21 protein-coding genes and 1 tRNA gene are annotated in these 17750 nt (G+C 47.2%); 17 read left to right on the forward strand and 5 right to left on the reverse strand.

Going from position 1 to position 17750, the window contains the following annotated elements:
* Positions 1-47 precede the first annotated feature (47 nt).
* Positions 48-1907 (reverse strand): Fe-S protein assembly chaperone HscA, encoded by a 1860-nt coding sequence (hscA, locus tag O3661_RS05230; protein WP_371492551.1) that lies wholly within the window; start codon positions 1905-1907, stop codon positions 48-50.
* 245 nt (positions 1908-2152) lie between these two features.
* Here hscA and rpsF point away from each other — a divergent pair, with 245 nt between their 5' ends.
* The 5 genes from rpsF (at position 2153) to mltB (ending at position 4818) form a co-directional block, all read left to right on the forward strand.
* Positions 2153-2524 (forward strand): 30S ribosomal protein S6, encoded by a 372-nt coding sequence (gene rpsF / locus O3661_RS05235; protein ID WP_107723636.1) that lies wholly within the window; start codon positions 2153-2155, stop codon positions 2522-2524.
* Positions 2521-2823 carry a primosomal replication protein N gene (gene priB / locus O3661_RS05240; RefSeq protein ID WP_198341478.1) on the forward strand — a complete coding sequence of 101 codons (303 nt, stop codon included), beginning with the start codon at positions 2521-2523 and terminating at the stop codon, positions 2821-2823. Before rpsF ends, priB begins: the two co-directional genes overlap by 4 nt.
* A gap of 6 nt (positions 2824-2829) precedes the next feature.
* Positions 2830-3060 carry a 30S ribosomal protein S18 gene (rpsR, locus tag O3661_RS05245; protein ID WP_003678863.1) on the forward strand — a complete coding sequence of 77 codons (231 nt, stop codon included), beginning with the start codon at positions 2830-2832 and terminating at the stop codon, positions 3058-3060.
* A gap of 16 nt (positions 3061-3076) precedes the next feature.
* Positions 3077-3529, forward strand: a complete 453-nt coding sequence (gene rplI, locus O3661_RS05250) for a 50S ribosomal protein L9 (RefSeq protein WP_003678862.1) — start codon at positions 3077-3079, stop codon at positions 3527-3529.
* Between the two features lie 209 nt (positions 3530-3738).
* Entirely contained in the window at positions 3739-4818 is a 1080-nt protein-coding gene (gene mltB, locus O3661_RS05255; protein WP_070825675.1) for a lytic murein transglycosylase B, read from the forward strand.
* 57 nt (positions 4819-4875) lie between these two features.
* Here the strand turns inward: mltB and O3661_RS05260 are convergent, their stop codons facing one another.
* Positions 4876-5589 (reverse strand): aldose epimerase, encoded by a 714-nt coding sequence (locus O3661_RS05260; protein WP_371492552.1) that lies wholly within the window; start codon positions 5587-5589, stop codon positions 4876-4878.
* A 198-nt stretch (positions 5590-5787) separates the two neighbouring features.
* Between O3661_RS05260 and dnaX the strand changes: the two genes are divergently transcribed.
* The 3 genes from dnaX to O3661_RS05275 all read left to right on the forward strand — a co-directional run bounded on the left by dnaX (position 5788) and on the right by O3661_RS05275 (position 8959).
* Entirely contained in the window at positions 5788-7791 is a 2004-nt protein-coding gene (gene dnaX / locus O3661_RS05265) for a DNA polymerase III subunit gamma/tau (protein ID WP_371492554.1), read from the forward strand.
* A 90-nt stretch (positions 7792-7881) separates the two neighbouring features.
* On the forward strand, positions 7882-8217 hold the full coding sequence (locus O3661_RS05270) for a YbaB/EbfC family nucleoid-associated protein (RefSeq protein ID WP_003678854.1): 336 nt from the start codon (positions 7882-7884) through the stop codon (positions 8215-8217).
* Between the two features lie 175 nt (positions 8218-8392).
* A complete protein-coding gene (locus O3661_RS05275; protein ID WP_371492555.1) occupies positions 8393-8959 on the forward strand; it encodes a hypothetical protein in 567 nt (188 codons plus the stop codon).
* A gap of 260 nt (positions 8960-9219) precedes the next feature.
* On the opposite strand, the gene O3661_RS05280 is transcribed toward O3661_RS05275, so the two are convergent.
* Positions 9220-9295, reverse strand: a tRNA-Asn gene (locus O3661_RS05280).
* Between the two features lie 139 nt (positions 9296-9434).
* Positions 9435-9920, reverse strand: a complete 486-nt coding sequence (locus O3661_RS05285) for a NemA protein (protein WP_293194735.1) — start codon at positions 9918-9920, stop codon at positions 9435-9437.
* 180 nt (positions 9921-10100) lie between these two features.
* On the opposite strand from O3661_RS05285, the gene dapF reads away from it, so the two are divergent.
* The 4 genes from dapF to O3661_RS05305 all read left to right on the forward strand — a co-directional run bounded on the left by dapF (position 10101) and on the right by O3661_RS05305 (position 13245).
* Positions 10101-10952 (forward strand): diaminopimelate epimerase, encoded by an 852-nt coding sequence (gene dapF, locus O3661_RS05290; protein WP_371492556.1) that lies wholly within the window; start codon positions 10101-10103, stop codon positions 10950-10952.
* The gene (locus O3661_RS05295) at positions 10949-11551 is read left to right on the forward strand and encodes a hypothetical protein (RefSeq protein WP_371492557.1); all 603 of its coding nucleotides are present in this window, start codon (positions 10949-10951) and stop codon (positions 11549-11551) included. Before dapF ends, O3661_RS05295 begins: the two co-directional genes overlap by 4 nt.
* Positions 11552-11657: 106 nt before the next feature.
* On the forward strand, positions 11658-12590 hold the full coding sequence (cysK, locus tag O3661_RS05300) for a cysteine synthase A (protein WP_295847602.1): 933 nt from the start codon (positions 11658-11660) through the stop codon (positions 12588-12590).
* Positions 12591-12744: 154 nt separating this feature from the next.
* Entirely contained in the window at positions 12745-13245 is a 501-nt protein-coding gene (locus O3661_RS05305; RefSeq protein ID WP_371492558.1) for a lipoprotein, read from the forward strand.
* An 85-nt stretch (positions 13246-13330) separates the two neighbouring features.
* On the opposite strand, the gene O3661_RS05310 is transcribed toward O3661_RS05305, so the two are convergent.
* A complete protein-coding gene (locus O3661_RS05310; protein ID WP_188209250.1) occupies positions 13331-13714 on the reverse strand; it encodes a YkvA family protein in 384 nt (127 codons plus the stop codon).
* Positions 13715-14176: 462 nt separating this feature from the next.
* Between O3661_RS05310 and sdhC the strand changes: the two genes are divergently transcribed.
* The 5 genes from sdhC to O3661_RS05335 all read left to right on the forward strand — a co-directional run bounded on the left by sdhC (position 14177) and on the right by O3661_RS05335 (position 17734).
* The gene (gene sdhC, locus O3661_RS05315; protein WP_003686156.1) at positions 14177-14554 is read left to right on the forward strand and encodes a succinate dehydrogenase, cytochrome b556 subunit; all 378 of its coding nucleotides are present in this window, start codon (positions 14177-14179) and stop codon (positions 14552-14554) included.
* The gene (gene sdhD, locus O3661_RS05320; RefSeq protein ID WP_003678837.1) at positions 14548-14889 is read left to right on the forward strand and encodes a succinate dehydrogenase, hydrophobic membrane anchor protein; all 342 of its coding nucleotides are present in this window, start codon (positions 14548-14550) and stop codon (positions 14887-14889) included. Before sdhC ends, sdhD begins: the two co-directional genes overlap by 7 nt.
* 2 nt (positions 14890-14891) lie before the next feature.
* Positions 14892-16655 carry a succinate dehydrogenase flavoprotein subunit gene (sdhA, locus tag O3661_RS05325; RefSeq protein WP_070608055.1) on the forward strand — a complete coding sequence of 588 codons (1764 nt, stop codon included), beginning with the start codon at positions 14892-14894 and terminating at the stop codon, positions 16653-16655.
* Between the two features lie 119 nt (positions 16656-16774).
* Positions 16775-17482 carry a succinate dehydrogenase iron-sulfur subunit gene (locus tag O3661_RS05330; protein ID WP_003678833.1) on the forward strand — a complete coding sequence of 236 codons (708 nt, stop codon included), beginning with the start codon at positions 16775-16777 and terminating at the stop codon, positions 17480-17482.
* 3 nt (positions 17483-17485) lie between these two features.
* On the forward strand, positions 17486-17734 hold the full coding sequence (locus O3661_RS05335; protein ID WP_003678830.1) for a succinate dehydrogenase assembly factor 2: 249 nt from the start codon (positions 17486-17488) through the stop codon (positions 17732-17734).
* Positions 17735-17750: the final 16 nt, after the last annotated feature.

Consider the following 17750-nt stretch of genomic DNA (forward strand, 5'->3'; position numbering starts at 1 on the left):
TTCAGACGACCTCTCTATTTCCAAAGGCCGTCTGAAACCATTTGCCGTCAAATATTATCAACGCTTTGTCCTGTCAATGCGCGTTGGATGTTGCGGTTCATGCGTTTGGCGGCGAAGTTGTCGGTGCTGTGGCTGAGCTTGGCGACGGCAGAGCGGATGTCTTCGGCTTTACCGTCTTTCAGACGGCCTTGCAAAGCAGCGATGTCTTGTTGAATTTGTTGCAATTCTTCGGCATCCAGCAAATCGCTATCCAACTCAAGGGCAGCATTAACGGCGTCGGTCAGGCTTTCGGCTTCGACCACGGCTTCGGCGCGTGCGCGTGCGGCCATGTCTTCGGCGGCGTTGCTCATGCTGTCTTTGAGCATTTGGGTGATGGTGCTATCGTCCAAGCCGTAGGAAGGTTTAACTTCGATTTGCGCCTGTACGCCGGTGCTTTGTTCTTGTGCAGAAACGGACAGCAAACCGTCGGCATCAACTTGGAAGGTCACGCGGATACGCGCTGCGCCTGCGGCCATCGGCGGAATGCCGCGCAGGGTAAATTTGGCAAGGCTGCGGCAGTCGGAAACGAGTTCGCGCTCGCCTTGCACGACGTGTATCGTCATAGCGGTTTGACCGTCTTTGAAGGTGGTGAAGTCCTGCGCGCGTGCAGTAGGAATGGTGGAGTTGCGAGGAATGATTTTCTCGGCAAGACCGCCGTAGGTTTCCAGACCAAGCGATAAAGGTGTAACGTCAAGCAGTAGCCATTCGCCGTCAGTTTTGTTGCCGGCAAGGACGTTTGCTTGTATGGCGGCACCGAGTGCAACCACTTCGTCAGGATTGAGGTTGTTCAGCGTGGTTTGGCCAAAGAATGTGGCAACTGCTTGTTGAACGTGCAACATGCGGGTAGAGCCACCAACCATAATCACGCCTTTGACATCTGCCTTGGTTACGCCTGCGTCTTTCAAAGCCTGTTTGACGGGCTCGATGGTTTTTTGTACCAGATTTTGGGTCAGATTGTGAAACTCTTGGCGGGCAATGACGGTATGAACTTTATGGCCGTCTGAAAGTGTGGTCTCGATGACGGCTTCGGTTTGAGTGGTCAGTTTTTCTTTGGCAGTACGGACAAGGGAAAGCAGAAGCTGGCTGTCTTGTTCGTTGAGTTTGGAAAGGTCGTTTTGTTCGAGCAGGTAGCAGAACAAACGATGGTCGAAGTCATCGCCGCCCAATGCGCTGTTGCCGCCGGTGGCTTTAACTTCAAACAGGCCTTTAGTCAGTTGCAATACGGATACGTCGAACGTACCGCCGCCCAAGTCGTAAACGACAAACGTGCCTTCTGAGGCGTTGTCCAGTCCGTAGGCGATTGCGGCGGCAGTCGGCTCGTTGAGGAGGCGCAAGACATTTAAGCCTGCCAAGCGTGCGGCATCCTTGGTGGCTTGACGTTGGGCGTCGTCAAAATAAGCGGGTACAGTAATGACGGCACCGACCAAATCGCCGCCCAATGTTTCTTCAGCACGAGATTTGAGGGCTTTGAGGATTTCTGCAGATACTTCGATAGGCGTTTTTGCACCTTGACGGGTGTTTAACTCGACCACGCGCTCATTGGGTGTAAATCGATAGGGCAGGTATTGCGCCTCTTGTGCGAGGTCGGTAAGGGTACGGCCGATCAGGCGTTTGGCGGAGCTGACTGTATTTAGCGGATCGGTTTTTTGGGCAGAAAGGGCGTTTTTGCCGACTTCAACTCCGCCATCCAAATAACGGACAACTGAAGGTAGGGTGGTGCGGCCGTCTGAATCGGGCAGGCAGACTGCGCTGCCGCTGCGTACGGTGGCTACCAAGCTGTTGGTTGTGCCTAAATCAATGCCTACGGCGAGGCGGTGTTGATGGGGGGCGGCGGACATGCCGGGTTCGGAAATCTGCAAAAGAGCCATGATTGTGTGCCTTCTGATGCTGTATTTATTAGGATGGGGCAGATTTTAGCAGATTTTTGGCAGATAGTTGAGTAGTTTGCTAGGAAATAACCCTAAGGCCTAATGTTGTTTTTTGATTGAAAAGAAAGTGGATTTTGAATCCGGACTTGTATTTTTTAAGAAATGCGGATAAAATTCAGCCTCTTTGCCTTGCCTTTTACTTCGCATGGTGAAAGGCTGTTTTTAATCATCCATAAGGAGATAACATGCGTCATTACGAGATCGTGTTTATCGTTCATCCTGATCAAAGCGAGCAAGTGCCTGCTATGGTTGAGCGTTACAAAACCATGATTACTGAAGCCAACGGTAAAATCCACCGTTTGGAAGACTGGGGCCGTCGTCAATTGGCTTACCCAATCAACAAAATCCACAAAGCACACTATGTTTTGATGAATATCGAAACTACTCCTGAAGTGGTTGAAGAGCTGGAAACTGCTTTCCGCTTCAATGATGCCGTACTGCGTCACCTGACCATCAAAACAAAACACGCTGTAACTGAAGCTTCCCCAATGCTGGGAGGCGAAAAAGCAAAAAACTTGCTGAACGGTGCAGCTGAAGAAGTTGCAGCAGTCGAATAAGATTGAACAATCTGATTAAGCTTACCGCCCGTATTTTACAGGTTCAGCCTTTGAGATATACGCCGGCAGGAATCCCTGTTTTAGATATTGTGTTGCAACATGAATCTTGGCAGGAAGAAAACGGACAGAAATGTCTGGTCAAATTTGAAATTCCTGCGCGGATTTTAGGTAAGCAGGCTGAGGAATGGCAGTATCGGCAAGATGCCATCATCGAGTCGGAAGGTTTTTTGGCGCAACGCAGCCAACGCTTCCCCAAGCCGGTACTACGCATACAGAACATTAAAGAATATAAAGGTTAAACGACAATGGCTCGTCAATCATTCAAACGTAGAAAATTCTGCCGCTTTACGGCTGAAAAAATCCAAGAAGTTGATTACAAACAAGTTGATTTGTTGAAAGACTTCATCTCTGAAAACGGCAAAATCATCCCTGCCCGCATTACTGGTACTAAAGCACACTACCAACGTCAGTTGGCTACTGCTGTGAAACGTGCCCGTTTCCTGGCTCTGTTGCCTTACACCGATCAACACAAATAATTTTGGAGTTTAAATCATGCAAATTATTCTGTTAGAAAAAATCGGCGGTCTGGGTAACTTGGGTGACATCGTTACCGTTAAAAACGGTTACGCACGCAACTTCCTGATCCCTGCTGGTAAAGCAAAACGTGCAACCGAAGCCAACATGAAAGAATTCGAAGCACGTCGTGCTGAATTGGAAGCCAAACAAGCTGAAATCTTGGCTGATGCTAAAGCACGTCAAGAAAAACTGGAAGGCCAAACCATTACTGTTGCTCAAAAAGCCGGTGTTGATGGTCGTCTGTTCGGTTCTGTTACCAATGCTGATATCGCTGAAGCGATTGTTGCTGCCGGTATCCAAGCTGCTAAAGCAAACGTACGTCTGCCTAACGGTCCTTTGAAAGCTGTTGGCGAATACGAAGTTGAAGTGGCTCTACACACTGACGCTGTTGCTAAAATTACCGTTGCTGTTGTTGCAGCTGCTGAGTAATTGATTCATTTAAGGCCGTCTGAAAATCAAGGGTTTCCTTGGGTTTCAGACGGCCTTGCCTATGTGCTTGAGCCGAAGCAAATCAGTGCCGAGTTGTTTATATTTTTGGCTGGTTAAAAAGTATGGCAGTTGACATAGAGAGATGATGTGTTGGACGAATATTCTTTCGTATTCGGATTTATCATAGTATTTTAATAAAGAGATTATTTATGAATAAAATCAAAATCTTTGGGATAGGTTTGACTGCTTTGGCTTTAGCTTCATGCGGCACTCCGCAAAAACCTGCTGTTGATACGGCAAAACCGGTTGAGCCAGTTTCCTCTGCAAAACGCCCTGTATTTGATGCTGCGGCCGAATCTGTTGCCAGCAGCGGTTTTAATGAGAACGTCAATGTTCAGCAATTTATCCAATATGAAGTGAAAAACCGCCGTTTCAGTGCGGAAGAATTGCGCAATTTCTTTAATGGCGTGGTATATAAAGGCAATATTATTACTATTATGTACCGCCCAAGCACTTCGCGTCCGTGGTATGAATTCCGTACCGGTAACTCTGGTGCAGCCAAATTTAACGGCGGCAGACAATTCTATGCGGCAAACCGTGCCGTAATTGATGATGTGGCACGCAAATATGGCGTACCTGCCGAATTGATTGTGGCGATTCTCGGTATTGAAACCAATTATGGCAAAAATACGGGCAGCTTCCGCGTTGCTGATGCTTTGAGTACATTGGCCTTTGATTATCCCCGCCGTGCCGAATTTTTCCAAAACGAATTGAGCGAACTTTTGCTGATGGCAAAAGAAGAAAAAGAAAATATCTTTGACTTTAAAGGCAGCTATGCCGGTGCAATGGGTATGCCGCAATTTATGCCTTCAAGCTACCGCAAATGGGCGGTGGACTATGATGGTGATGGTCATCGCGATATTTGGAATAATGTCGGCGATGTGGCGGCTTCTGTCGCCAATTATATGAAACAGCATGGTTGGCAGACCGGCGGTAAGATGGTTGTGCCGGTAAGTCTGACGATTACCCCGCACTTGCAGGCGATTATCGATGAGAAAACTGCCTTGACGCGCACTGTCGCAGATTTCAAAGCTTTGGGTGTCGTGCCTCAAGCTGCTGTTGCGGATAATGAAAAGGCTGTATTGTATGCTTTGGAGACCAGCCCGGGCGTATTTGAATACTATTTGGGCCTGAATAACTTCTACACAGTATGGCAATACAACCACAGCCGCATGTATGTAACAGCGGTACGCGATATTGCGAATGCAATCAATAACAATGGACTGTAAGCTATAAGAAAACCACCCGTTTGGGTGGTTTTTAAATATTGAGGATTTGTAAGGGGGTTAAGCCATCAGTCTGATTTTCATGGCGTAACGTTTTTTACTGTGTCCTGAAACAAACTGTCCTCCTCGGGCAGGGGATAAAAACGCATTGCCTTCTGCGGTTGGCTCTGCACAAGTATATTGGCCGTTTCGATCGCTCCAGAGTGCGTACACAGGCAGATTGTGGGTGCGGATATCTAGTTTCAAGCCGTCAAATGCAACGTGTGCATCCTGGTCGGAGGAAACAAATTCGGTATGGGAGATATAGTCGGCATCGTATGGCGCGCCATTGAAATCAAATTGTGTGCCGGCAGCGGTAAAGTAGGGGTGGAATCCTGGGGATGTGCGGACGGGCGATTCGCCGTAATTGCAGACGGTTAGGATGGCGATGGCTTCATTTTCGTTAGGCAGACTGTAATCAAGCAACCATTCGACGTGTTCATAGCCTTTTTCTGTGCTGATTAATTTCAAGCCGATATCCGATTCATTTTGATGGCGGATTTCCCAGTCTGAAGTTCTACCGAAGCCATGTTGGGCCAGATGATTTTTGCTGTCTGGTCCGAATTGGGGTAAGCAAACGTGCATGCCACCGCGTAATTTTGTATCATTGCCCACTTGGACGCTGGTTTTCGGAAATAAGACTTCCCGTCCTTTTAGAATCAGGGAGTCAATATATCCGCCCATTGTATTGACTTGCATAGTGGCTGATTTGTTGCGTAGTATGATTTCAGACATAATAATTTGAGCTTCAAATTGTTTATCATTTATGTAGCATTCTAACATTGCGATGACATGCTGTCGCCGTCGGCTTGATAGAAAATCCTTAATAAAAATCAAAAAAATGCTAGAATATATGCCATTTTCTGAGGCCGTCTGAAAAGCGGAGAATTCTTTTCAGACGGCCTTCCGATTTATTTCCCGTAGAGAAACAACATGGCTTATCAAGTTCTTGCACGAAAATGGCGTCCGAAAACCTTTGCCGATTTGGTCGGTCAGGAACACGTCGTCAAAGCCCTGCGCAACGCGCTGGACGAAGGCCGTCTGCATCATGCCTATCTGCTGACAGGGACGCGCGGTGTGGGCAAGACCACGATTGCCAGGATTTTGGCCAAGAGCTTGAACTGCGAAAATGCCGTGCATGGCGAGCCATGCGGTCAGTGTGAAAGCTGTACGCAAATCGACAGCGGCCGTTATGTGGATTTATTGGAAATCGACGCGGCATCGAATACCGGTATCGACAATATCCGTGAAGTGTTGGAAAACGCCCAATACGCGCCGACAGCGGGTAAATACAAAGTCTATATCATCGACGAAGTGCATATGCTTTCCAAAAGCGCGTTCAATGCCATGCTGAAGACTTTGGAAGAACCGCCTGAACACGTTAAATTTATTTTGGCGACCACCGATCCGCATAAAGTCCCCATTACCGTATTGAGCCGCTGTTTGCAGTTTGTTTTGCGCAACATGACAACCCAGCAGGTTGCGGAGCATTTGGCGCATGTCTTGGATCGTGAAAACGTTCCTTATCAGCCACAGGCTTTGCAACTTTTAGGCCGTGCCGCCGCCGGCTCGATGCGCGATGCGTTGAGTCTTTTGGATCAGGCGATTGCCATGGGTTCGGGTAAAGTGGCCGAACAAGATGTCCGCCAAATGATCGGAGCGGTCGATAAACAATACCTGTTTGAATTGCTTGAAGGAATCATCAATCAAAACGGTGAGGCCTTGCTGGAAAAAGCTCAGGAAATGTCCGCCAGAGCGATTGGTTTTGACAGCGCATTGGCAGAATTGGCCATGCTGTTGCAACGTTTGGCTTTGATTCAAACCATTCCTTCCGCCTTGGCGAATGACGACCCTGAGCGTGAAACTTTGCTGCGATTAAGCCAGGCTTTGAGTGGCGAGCAGATTCAGCTTTATTATCAATGTGCTATTCATGGCAAACAGGATTTGCCGCTGGCTCCGGACGAATATGCCGGTTTTGTCATGACGCTTTTGCGCATGCTTGCATTTGCGCCATTGGCCGCTTCGGGTTGCGATACGCAAAGTCAGATTGAACACACGGATTTGCATCCCGATCATCAGAAAGCTGAGGCCGAAAAAAAGCCTTTTCAGCTGCCGAAATCTGAGCCGATAGTAGCACCGGCGGTTGAGAAAGAGGCTGCTTCTGCCAAACAGGATGCCGTTGAAAGGCCGTCTGAAGAAAACGTTCAACCTGTTCAGCAACAACAGGCGGATGTACCACCTTGGGAGGAAATGCCGAGCCAAGTATCGGACGAAACGCCTCAAACACAAATGGCGCAGATGCAAGAAGCGGAGGCACCATTGCCTGTTGCAAAAATTCAGACGGCCACTGAGCCGGAAGAATATCCACACATGGATGAAGAAATTCCACCTCCGTATTTTGATGAAGCATATACATATGAAGATTCGCATCGTGCTGATGTGATGGAAGTACCGCAGCCGGTTGCGTCTGCTGAGCCTGAAGAAGAGGAGGGAGATGAAGAAGAGCTTCAGTTCGCTCCTTTGCCTGAGTTTAAAACTGAGAATTGGCACAGCATTATCGAACGCTTCGCCCGTAAATTAGGCGCGGCGCAGATGTTGGCGCAAAATGCGGCATGGACGAGTTATGATGCGGAAGCAGGTTTAATCATGCTGTCGTTGACGGATGAAGCCAAAGCCACTGCCAATAAAGAGCGCTTGGACAAAATCTGCCAGACGTTGAGTGAGGCCTACCATCTTGGCAATTTAAGGCTGCAAACCGAGCCTTGGCAGGATGATAAAGGCTGGGAAACGCCGGTGATGCGCCGCAAACGTATTCAAGAAGAAGGACGGCAGCAGGCGCAAGATTTGCTGGAAGCGGATGCAACGGCGCAGAAAATTTTGCAAACCTTTGAAGCGCAATGGCTGCCGGATTCTTTAGAATTGGCAGGGCATTCTTAAAATACTGATATACAAGGCCGTCTGAAAGGCAAGAGCGTTTTTCAGACGGCATGAGTGAAACCCATTTATTCAAACCCATAGGAGTAAAACATGTTCGGAAAAGCCGGATTAGGCGGCCTGATGAAGCAGGCTCAACAAATGCAGGAAAACATGAAAAAGGCACAAGCCAAGCTGGCTGAAACCGAAGTTGAAGGTGAAGCAGGCAATGGTTTGGTGAAAGTTGTGATGACGTGTTCGCACGTTGTTCGCAAACTTGAAATCAGCCCTGATTTGATTCAAGAAGCCGCTGACGACAAAGAAATGCTGGAAGATTTGGTATTGGCCGCCATCAATGCCGCTTCTGAAAAAGCCGAAGAAACCACCAACAAAACCATGGGTGCATTCACCCAAGGCCTGCCGGCAGGCATGGGCGACTTCTTCCGCTAAACCCGCGCCGCAAAGTAAACAAAGGTCGTCTGAAACACTAAAAAATTAGTTTCAGACGGCCTTCGTATTATCTGTTTTGCAGATTGAAAAGTTATTCCGCCACAGGCATATTGAGTGTTTATTGCATTCAAACCTGCTCAACCAATATTAAAAACCAACTGATACACCAAATAAAATGAAATCGTCCCTTCCCATCCGCTCACTTCTTTTAAGCTGTATACTCGTCGCAGCAAGCGCAAACAGCTTTGCCGCCGAAACCGTCATCACTTCTCCGGACAAGCAGTTCAGCGTTAAAAAAGTCTGCAACCACAAAACCCAAGAATGCTCTTTCTTTGCAGGCAAAAAAGCCATCGAGGAAAATCTTCCCGAAGACAGGACAAGCTATAAATGGCTTGGCAATACCTTCGTATTAAGAATCAGCTTCGGATCGTATGATTCCTACACCACCTTCGCAGACCGTATCCACAAGCCCTATACGCTTTCCTCCGTCATCGCCACCGACAGCAAAACGCAATGCGCTGTGACCGCAGGTAATAAAGGCGTGTCGTTCTACTCGCTATTCCGCGACAAACCCGTCAAATTCATTGCCGCAAACGACAAAAAATTCGGCTTCCCTCAAGATGTTGTCTCGTTGGAATCCGTCGTCGAGGCAGAGTTCAAAGGCAAGAAAGTCCACATGACGTATATGAACAAAGCTGAACGCAATGTCTCGGTCGTTTTAGACAATCCGTGTGTGAAATAATGTGCCAAATTTGATGGATAAGGTCATCTGAAAAGATGCCGTTTATTCAAAAAACGAAACAGCCCGAAACCTGATTGAAAAAGGTTTCGGGTTGTTTGCACCTGTTCGTCAGACGAAGCGGGTAGGGCGCAAGGCGTGCCAGTTTGGCAGATAGAGACCTTGGCAAAGGTCTCATGAGGATTCAGGGCTTTCTTTGGGAAAGAACAATCGTTCCTTATTGATGTAAAAAAGCCTGAACAGAAGTTCAGGCTTTTTAAATTTGGCTCCCCGACCTGGGCTCGAACCAGGGACCTGCGGATTAACAGTCCGTCGCTCTACCGACTGAGCTATCGGGGAATGGGGCGTATTATAATGGCTGGAAAAAATGTGTCAATCCATATTTTCAAGAAAATGGTGCAAAATATTTCAAATGTTTGAATGTTAAAAATATTTTGTAATCAAGTTTCACATGCTTCCCAGCTGTTTCAGACGGCCTTTAGTATTTGGCGTTAACCAATTTGCCATTTTGGAACACTTGCTGCTGCATCACGGTGCCGTTGTAGGCGTAAGTGGTCAGCGAGCCGTTGCTTGGCGTGGCGCGGAACTGCATCAGTTGGTTGCGGCTGAGGACATAGGGATCGGTGCGTTTTTGGCTGTTGTCGCTGTAAAAGTCTTGGACGACATATTCGTTGTTACGTTTGCTGATCAGTTGGCGATGGAAGCCGCCTTTGACTGCACTGTTGCTGGGTGTGCCGTGTGCATCGAAATAGGTCACGATTTGTTCTTCTGAGATACGGATGCCGTCCGAATCCGTGCCTTTGGTGGTTTTGTCCAAGCCAACAGGGATGTTGATGGATGTGCCCAGGCCGACATGGCGGCCGATGCTGGTGCCGACGCCTAAGCCGACGGAAACACCTGGCGTGCCGACTGTACATGCGCTGAGTAAAGCTGCCAAAAGGGCTGGTAAGAGAACTTTTTTCATAATGTGTATCCTTGTAATAAGAAATGTTTGTAATGTGGGAAGTATAGTATTTTTGCGGGATGGCTGGTGTTAGTATTGGTAAAAGGGCGCAAGGCCGTCTGAAAAACAAGATAGAAACGAATATATCATTCTGGTGTAGAATGTGCCGAAATAATGATTTAATAAGAATGTGAATGAATAATGAAAACTTTGAAATTTACGAAGATGCACGGCTTGGGCAATGATTTTATGGTGGTTAATGCCATCGAACAGGATTTTGATCCGTTGACTTCGCCGCTTGCCCAATGGGCAGACCGCTATCGCGGCGTGGGGTTTGATCAGTTTCTGGTGGTGGAGAAGCCTTCTTCTGATGCGGTCGATTTTCGGTACCGCATTTTCAATGCCGATGGTCGGGAAGTAGAGCAGTGCGGCAATGGCGCGCGTTGTTTTGCGCGTTTTGTCGCGGATAAGGGTTTGACGGATAAAACGGAAATCTTGGTCGAAACGGCCAAAGGGATTATTGTGCCTAAGCTGTTGGATAACGGTTTGGTTACTGTCAACATGGGTAAACCGCGTTTCATGCCGTCTGAAATTCCGTTTGTGCCTGCACATGGTGAAAATGAAGATGCGCTGACACATATTGTCTTGGTCGGTTTGGAGTCTGTGCCGGTAAGCTGTGTGAATATGGGTAATCCGCATGCGGTAATTTTGGTTGATAATGTTGAAACAGCACCGGTGGAGCATTGGGGCGGCGCTATTGAATCGCACGAGCAGTTTCCTGAACGGGTCAATGTCGGCTTTTTGCAGGTTGAAGATGAATTGTCAGTCCGCCTGCGCGTGTTTGAACGCGGGGTGGGGGAAACTCAGGCTTGCGGCACTGGAGCGTGTGCGGCCGTGGTGGCAGGCGTGCGTAATGGTTTGCTGAAAGCGGGTGCGCCTGTGCGTGTTACTTTGCCTGGCGGCGAATTGTTTATCAGTTGGGAAGAAGGTGGCGATGTGCAAATGACCGGCCCTGCTGAAACCGTTTTTGAAGGCGAGTTGCAGTATTCATGATGGTTTCTTTGGATTTTTGGTTTGCCGTCGCGTATGCTGCGGTATCGTTGGTATTTATTTTTCGTGCGCAGCGGTTTCAATGGCTTTGGGCTACGGTGTTGTTGTGGCTGGGGATTTCGGCACTGGGCGCGCGCTTGTTGCCCGGAATGTGGGGCTTTACGCATACAGGTCCTTTGTTCATCCCTCATTTTTATCTGACAATCGCCAGTATTTTCTTCTTTATTGATGACTGCAGTAAAACGGAAGACAAAAAGTTTTGGTCGGCAGGCGAGTATGCCGGTTTGACCTTATTTGCGGTTTCCAATGTTGTCATGACTTTGGCTTTTGTTTTCTTGGCAGGCGTGGTTTATTTCATCTTGCCGCTGGCAGGCTCGGTTTTTGCATGGGCGGCCTTACTGAAAATTTATGCTTTGAAACCCATTTATTGGTTTGTCTTGCAGGGCGTGTTGATGCTGGTGTTTTATCTGCACCGTGTGGTTGTTTGCAAGCAGTCTGCCTCTCTTTTCAGTATGCGGCAGATGTGGGCAGGCTGGATGGTTGCCGTCGTGATGCAGGCTGTGGTTGCCGTTACATTGATTTTTGAGCGCAGTGGATATTGACCGCGCTTGAACCAAAAGTTATAAAGAAAGAAATTTTCGATATTGGTTTTTCAGACGGCCTGAGTTTAATATGCAGGCTGTATTACATCTAAATCAGGAGCAGGAAATGAAAATTGCAAATAATATTACCGAGCTGATCGGCAACACACCTCTGGTGAAACTGAACCGCCTGACCGAAGGTTTAAAAGCGCAAATCGCCGTTAAACTTGAATTCTTTAATCCAGGCAGCAGCGTGAAAGACCGTATTGCCGAATCTATGATTGAAGCGGCCGAGCAAGCCGGTAAAATCAATAAAGATACCGTTATCGTTGAGGCGACCAGCGGCAATACCGGTATCGGTTTGGCCATGGTGTGCGCGGCCCGCGGTTATAAATTGGCGATTACTATGCCTGAAAGCATGAGTAAAGAACGCAAAATGCTGCTGCGTGCATTCGGTGCAGAGCTGATTTTGACACCTGCTGCCGAAGGTATGGCTGGCGCTATCGCTAAAGCCCAGTCTTTGGTGGACGAACATCCAGATACTTACTTTATGCCGCGTCAATTTGATAACGAGGCCAATCCTGAAGTTCACCGTAAAACCACTGCCGAAGAAATTTGGCGCGATACAGACGGTAAAGTAGATATTTTCGTGGCCGGTGTAGGTACGGGCGGTACGATTACCGGTGTGGGCGAAGTATTGAAAAAATACAAACCCGAAGTTCAAATCGTGGCTGTCGAGCCTGAAGCTTCCCCAGTATTGAGCGGTGGCGAGAAAGGCCCGCATCCGATTCAAGGTTTAGGTGCAGGCTTTATCCCCAGCGTTTTGAATACGACTGTTTACGACAGCATTGTCAAAGTACCTAACGAAGCAGCGTTTGAAACTGCGCGCGCTATGGCTGAAAAAGAAGGCATCTTGGTAGGTATTTCTTCCGGTGCCGCGGTATGGAGCGCATTGCAACTGGCTAAAAAACCTGAAAACGAAGGTAAGCTGATCGTTGTCTTGTTGCCATCGTATGGCGAACGCTATCTTTCTACACCTCTGTTTGCCGATTTGGCATAATATAGGATTGTCGTTAAAAGGCCGTTTTCAGACGGCCTTTTTTGCGTATGGGCTTGAGATATCGTATGAAATCTGTTGTAATTCAGTTAATGAGCTTTGAATACCGTTATTCAAAAGTTGGTTTCTTCAACGAATCATGCTTATAATGCGCATTATGAAAAAATACATTCTTCCTATCCTTGCTTTGGCGGCACTTGCCGGTTGTGAATCGATTTATGTTCCAACATTGAAAGAAGTGCCAGTTCGACCAACCAACGTTAAGAAACCTAAGGCTGATTCACAAGTTTCAGCTACCGGTTATCATTTGGCTCCTTCGCATTGGGCAGATGTTTCCAAGATTCATGATGAAGCACGTCGCTTGAGTACCCAAGTGAGCCAAGGTAGTCTGACCAAAGTTCAGGCTGCACAATATTTGAACCGCTTCCGTATCCAACAAGTGGGACGCAACTCTGTCGATGACAGTATGTACGAAGTTTATCTGCGTTCTGCCGTTGACAGCCAACGTGGTGAAATTACTACCGAGCAATCCAAACAGTACATCCAAGGTGCTTTGCGCGGTTGGCAGCAACGTTGGAAAAACATGGATACCAAGCCAAGCAATCCTGCGTTTACCAATTTCCTGATGGAAGTTATGGGTATGCAACCTTTGAAATAAAAAAGTCATAAACTGAGAAGGCCGTCTGAATATTCAGACGGCCTTCTTCTTATTATTTATATATGTGTAGTTGAACTTCATCCAATTAAGAACCAAACAGCTTGTCAGCCGCTTGACGGGCTTTTTCTTGAATATCTTCGGTTAGATAGTTTTTCATCTGAGAATAAACCAATGCAATGACGGCAATGTCGTCACTGAAACCAAATGGAATCAGCAGGTCGGGAATGCTGTCGATGGGGCTGAGAAAATAAACCAGTGCACCGACAATAATCATTTTGGCCCGTTTGGGCGTGTGTTCGGATTCCCAAAGGTAATAAAGTGCATAAAGCTGTCGGACGACAGGTTTGCCCAGGCGGCCTGCAAAGCGTCCGAGTTTTTTCATAAAACCGGATGTGTCCAAGTTTCGACGGCGGAAGGAGGGGATGTAGTCTTTCGGATCGGGTGTGTTTTGATGAGGGGAGTGTGTCATGATGCAGCTTCCTTATAAGGTATGGAAACATTGTTGGTGTTGTGCTGTATTTTAGTCCATCTAGAGATGGATGAAATGTCTTTGAATGTATAACTATGTAAGAGTAGTGGTGATAATGCAATGGTAATAAGTTAAGAATGGCTTATGCCTTTGTAAAGATTAGGTATCAAGAGTGAGAATTTATCTCACAATAGATACAATTCTCAAACAATAATGATGTTATCGTAAGTGCTTTGATGGGGAGATGGCTTAATTGCAGGAAAGTAACAAAAAAGGCTAGCCACGCAAAAAAAAATCTAAGAATGATTGTTTGATTTTATTAGTCTTTTGGTAAAAATCATTAGAGCATTCATAAATTGCACTGTTCAAAATGAGATAAAACAGGTAAATTATGGTTTATGTAGCTTATTGTAGTGCTGAGCTATAGGTTTTGAGCTGATAATAAATCTAGAGGAACTGACCATGTCCGCCAAATCACGCCCGGTATTTTTGGAAATTCCGAATATTCGATTGCCCATACCGGGGATTGTATCTATTCTTCACCGTATCAGCGGCGTCGGCTTGTTTGTGATGCTGCCTGTTCTCTTGTATTTCTTCTCTGGAACGCTGGATCGCGAAGCGTCGTTTGAAGCATATCGTTCTGCTATCTCCAATCCGTTTGTGAAGCTGATCCTTATCGGTCTGTTGTGGGCATATCTGCACCACTTTTTCGCCGGTATCCGCTTTCTGTTTTTGGATGTACACAAAGGCTTGGAATTAAATACTGCCCGTGCTACTGCTAAAGTTGTATTTGCTTCTGCTTTGATTCTGACCGTCGTTTTGGGAGCTTTGTTATGGTAGAACGTAAATTGACAGGTGCGCATTACGGTTTGCGCGATTGGGCAATGCAACGTGCAACTGCGGTCATCATGCTGGTGTATACCGTGGTTCTTTTGGTTGTTTTGTTTACGTTGCCTAAAGAATATTCGGCATGGCAGGCATTTTTTGATCAGACTTGGGTGAAAGTATTTACCCAAGTGAGCTTCTTGGCCGTATTCCTGCATGCATGGGTAGGTATCCGCGATTTGTGGATGGACTACATTAAGCCTTTCGGCTTGCGTTTGTTTTTACAAGTTGCCACCATCGTTTGGTTGGTAGGCTGCTTGGTGTATTCAGTTAAAGTAATTTGGGGGTAAATATGAGTTTTCCTGTTCGCAAGTTTGATGCCGTGATTGTTGGCGGTGGTGGTGCAGGTTTACGCGCAGCCCTCCAATTGTCTAAATCTGGCCTGAATTGTGCTGTTTTGTCTAAAGTGTTCCCAACCCGTTCTCATACTGTAGCGGCTCAAGGTGGTATTTCTGCTTCATTGGGTAATGTGCAGGAAGACCGTTGGGATTGGCATATGTACGATACCGTAAAAGGTTCCGACTGGTTGGGTGACCAAGATGCGATTGAGTTTATGTGTCGCGCCGCGCCTGAAGCCGTAATTGAGTTGGAGCACATGGGTATGCCTTTTGACCGTGTGGAAAGTGGCAAAATCTACCAACGTCCTTTCGGCGGTCATACTGCCGAACACGGTAAACGTGCGGTAGAACGTGCATGTGCAGTTGCCGACCGTACCGGTCATGCGATGTTGCATACTTTGTACCAACAAAACGTCCGTGCCAATACACAATTCTTTGTGGAATGGACAGCGCAAGATTTGATTCGTGATGAAAACGGCGACGTAGTCGGTGTAACTGCCATGGAAATGGAAACCGGCGAAGTTTATATTTTCCACGCTAAAGCTGTGATGTTTGCTACTGGTGGTGGCGGTCGTATTTATGCTTCTTCTACCAATGCTTATATGAATACCGGTGATGGTTTGGGCATTTGTGCACGTGCAGGTATTCCGTTGGAAGACATGGAATTCTGGCAATTCCACCCGACCGGTGTAGCTGGTGCTGGTGTATTGATTACCGAGGGTGTGCGCGGTGAGGGTGGTATTCTGTTGAATGCCGATGGCGAACGCTTTATGGAACGTTATGCTCCAACCGTAAAAGACTTGGCTTCCCGTGACGTGGTTTCCCGTGCGATGGCGATGGAAATCTACGAAGGTCGCGGCTGCGGTAAAAACAAAGACCACGTATTGCTGAAAATCGACCATATCGGTGCAGAAAAAATTATGGAAAAACTGCCGGGCATCCGCGAGATTTCCATTCAGTTTGCTGGTATTGACCCGATTAAAGACCCGATTCCTGTTGTGCCGACTACTCACTACATGATGGGCGGTATTCCGACCAACTACCATGGCGAAGTCGTTGTTCCACAAGGTGAAGATTACGAAGTACCTGTAAAAGGTCTGTATGCAGCAGGTGAGTGCGCTTGTGCTTCCGTACACGGTGCGAACCGCTTGGGTACCAACTCCCTGTTGGACTTGGTGGTATTTGGTAAAGCTGCTGGCGACAGTATGATTAAATTCATCAAAGAGCAAAGCGACTGGAAACCTCTGCCTGCTAATGCCGGTGAATTGACCCGCCAACGTATCGAGCGTTTGGACAATCAAACCGGTGGCGAAAACGTTGATGCATTGCGTCGCGAACTGCAACGCTCCGTACAACTGCATGCCGGTGTGTTCCGTACCGATGAGATTCTGAGCAAAGGCGTTCGAGAAATCATGGAGATTGCCGAGCGCGTGAAACGTACTGAAATCAAAGACAAGAGCAAAGTATGGAATACCGCGCGTATCGAAGCTTTGGAATTGGATAATCTGATTGAAGTAGCGAAAGCGACTTTGGTGTCTGCCGAAGCACGTAAAGAATCGCGTGGCGCACACGCTTCAGACGACCATCCTGAGCGCGATGACGAAAACTGGATGAAACACACGCTGTATCATTCAGATACCAATACTTTGTCTTACAAACCGGTACATACCAAGCCTTTGAGCGTGGAATACATCAAACCGGCCAAACGCGTTTATTGATGAGTTTTCAGACGGCCTTTATCTTGGAGGCCGTCTGAAACCTAACCATACCCACATTGAACTGCCTGAATCCATAATACAAAATCATTGGGCAGTTTATGAGAAAAGGAACACTTCTCATGGAAAAAATGAGTTTTGAAATTTACCGTTACAACCCGGACGTTGATGCCAAACCTTATATGCAACGTTACGAGTTGGAATTGGAACCAACCGACGTTAAACTTTTGGATGCTTTGGTGCGCCTGAAAGCACAAGACGATACATTGTCTTTCCGCCGTTCTTGCCGCGAAGGTATTTGCGGTTCTGACGGTATGAACATCAACGGCAAAAACGGCTTGGCATGTCTGACTGATTTGCGCAGCCTGAAACAGCCGGTCAAAATCCGTCCTCTGCCGGGCCTGCCTGTTATCCGCGACCTGATTGTGGATATGACCCAGTTCTTCAAACAATATCACTCCATCAAACCTTACGTTGTCAACGATAACCCTATCGATGCGGACAAAGAGCGTCTGCAAACTCAGGAAGAGCGTAAAGAGTTGGACGGTTTGTACGAATGTATTTTGTGCGCCTGCTGTTCGACTGCCTGCCCATCATTCTGGTGGAATCCTGATAAATTTGTTGGTCCGTCTGGCTTGCTGAATGCTTACCGTTTCATTGCGGATAGCCGTGATACCATCACTAATGAGCGTTTGGATAACCTAAACGACCCATACCGTTTGTTCCGTTGCCACACCATTATGAACTGCGTAGACGTATGTCCTAAACACTTGAATCCGACCCGAGCCATCGGTAAGATTAAAGAGATTATGTTGAAACGAGCCGTTTAAGAAATGATGGTTTTTGACGATATTGCCAAACGGAAAATCCGTTTTCAAACCCGCCGGGGATTGTTGGAATTAGACTTAATCTTCGGCAGGTTTATGGAAAAAGAATTCGAGCACCTGAGTGATCAGGAATTGTCTGAATTTTCCGAAATCCTCGAATTTCAAGACCAAGAATTGCTTGCCTTGATTAACGGACATTCGGCGACGGACAAGAAACACCTGATTCCCATGCTTGAAAAAATCAGACAGGCATGATGTGTTATAGAGCTTG

The sequence above is a fragment of the Neisseria sp. 20925_1_37 genome, assembly GCF_041433255.1.
GTDB lineage: Bacteria > Pseudomonadota > Gammaproteobacteria > Burkholderiales > Neisseriaceae > Neisseria > Neisseria flavescens_D.

What these genes read in the sequence shown, in the direction of transcription:
- cysK (WP_295847602.1), top strand. Translation starts at nt 11,658, where the DNA reads ATGAAAATTGCAAATAATATTACCGAGCTGATCGGCAACACACCTCTG.
- sdhC (WP_003686156.1), top strand. Translation starts at nt 14,177, where the DNA reads ATGTCCGCCAAATCACGCCCGGTATTTTTGGAAATTCCGAATATTCGA.
- O3661_RS05310 (WP_188209250.1), bottom strand. Translation starts at nt 13,714, where the DNA reads ATGACACACTCCCCTCATCAAAACACACCCGATCCGAAAGACTACATC.
- O3661_RS05260 (WP_371492552.1), bottom strand. Translation starts at nt 5,589, where the DNA reads ATGTCTGAAATCATACTACGCAACAAATCAGCCACTATGCAAGTCAAT.
- O3661_RS05275 (WP_371492555.1), top strand. Translation starts at nt 8,393, where the DNA reads ATGAAATCGTCCCTTCCCATCCGCTCACTTCTTTTAAGCTGTATACTC.
- O3661_RS05330 (WP_003678833.1), top strand. Translation starts at nt 16,775, where the DNA reads ATGGAAAAAATGAGTTTTGAAATTTACCGTTACAACCCGGACGTTGAT.
- dnaX (WP_371492554.1), top strand. Translation starts at nt 5,788, where the DNA reads ATGGCTTATCAAGTTCTTGCACGAAAATGGCGTCCGAAAACCTTTGCC.
- hscA (WP_371492551.1), bottom strand. Translation starts at nt 1,907, where the DNA reads ATGGCTCTTTTGCAGATTTCCGAACCCGGCATGTCCGCCGCCCCCCAT.
- O3661_RS05295 (WP_371492557.1), top strand. Translation starts at nt 10,949, where the DNA reads ATGATGGTTTCTTTGGATTTTTGGTTTGCCGTCGCGTATGCTGCGGTA.
- mltB (WP_070825675.1), top strand. Translation starts at nt 3,739, where the DNA reads ATGAATAAAATCAAAATCTTTGGGATAGGTTTGACTGCTTTGGCTTTA.
- rpsR (WP_003678863.1), top strand. Translation starts at nt 2,830, where the DNA reads ATGGCTCGTCAATCATTCAAACGTAGAAAATTCTGCCGCTTTACGGCT.
- rplI (WP_003678862.1), top strand. Translation starts at nt 3,077, where the DNA reads ATGCAAATTATTCTGTTAGAAAAAATCGGCGGTCTGGGTAACTTGGGT.
- O3661_RS05285 (WP_293194735.1), bottom strand. Translation starts at nt 9,920, where the DNA reads ATGAAAAAAGTTCTCTTACCAGCCCTTTTGGCAGCTTTACTCAGCGCA.
- dapF (WP_371492556.1), top strand. Translation starts at nt 10,101, where the DNA reads ATGAAAACTTTGAAATTTACGAAGATGCACGGCTTGGGCAATGATTTT.
- sdhD (WP_003678837.1), top strand. Translation starts at nt 14,548, where the DNA reads ATGGTAGAACGTAAATTGACAGGTGCGCATTACGGTTTGCGCGATTGG.
- sdhA (WP_070608055.1), top strand. Translation starts at nt 14,892, where the DNA reads ATGAGTTTTCCTGTTCGCAAGTTTGATGCCGTGATTGTTGGCGGTGGT.
- O3661_RS05335 (WP_003678830.1), top strand. Translation starts at nt 17,486, where the DNA reads ATGATGGTTTTTGACGATATTGCCAAACGGAAAATCCGTTTTCAAACC.
- rpsF (WP_107723636.1), top strand. Translation starts at nt 2,153, where the DNA reads ATGCGTCATTACGAGATCGTGTTTATCGTTCATCCTGATCAAAGCGAG.
- O3661_RS05270 (WP_003678854.1), top strand. Translation starts at nt 7,882, where the DNA reads ATGTTCGGAAAAGCCGGATTAGGCGGCCTGATGAAGCAGGCTCAACAA.
- O3661_RS05305 (WP_371492558.1), top strand. Translation starts at nt 12,745, where the DNA reads ATGAAAAAATACATTCTTCCTATCCTTGCTTTGGCGGCACTTGCCGGT.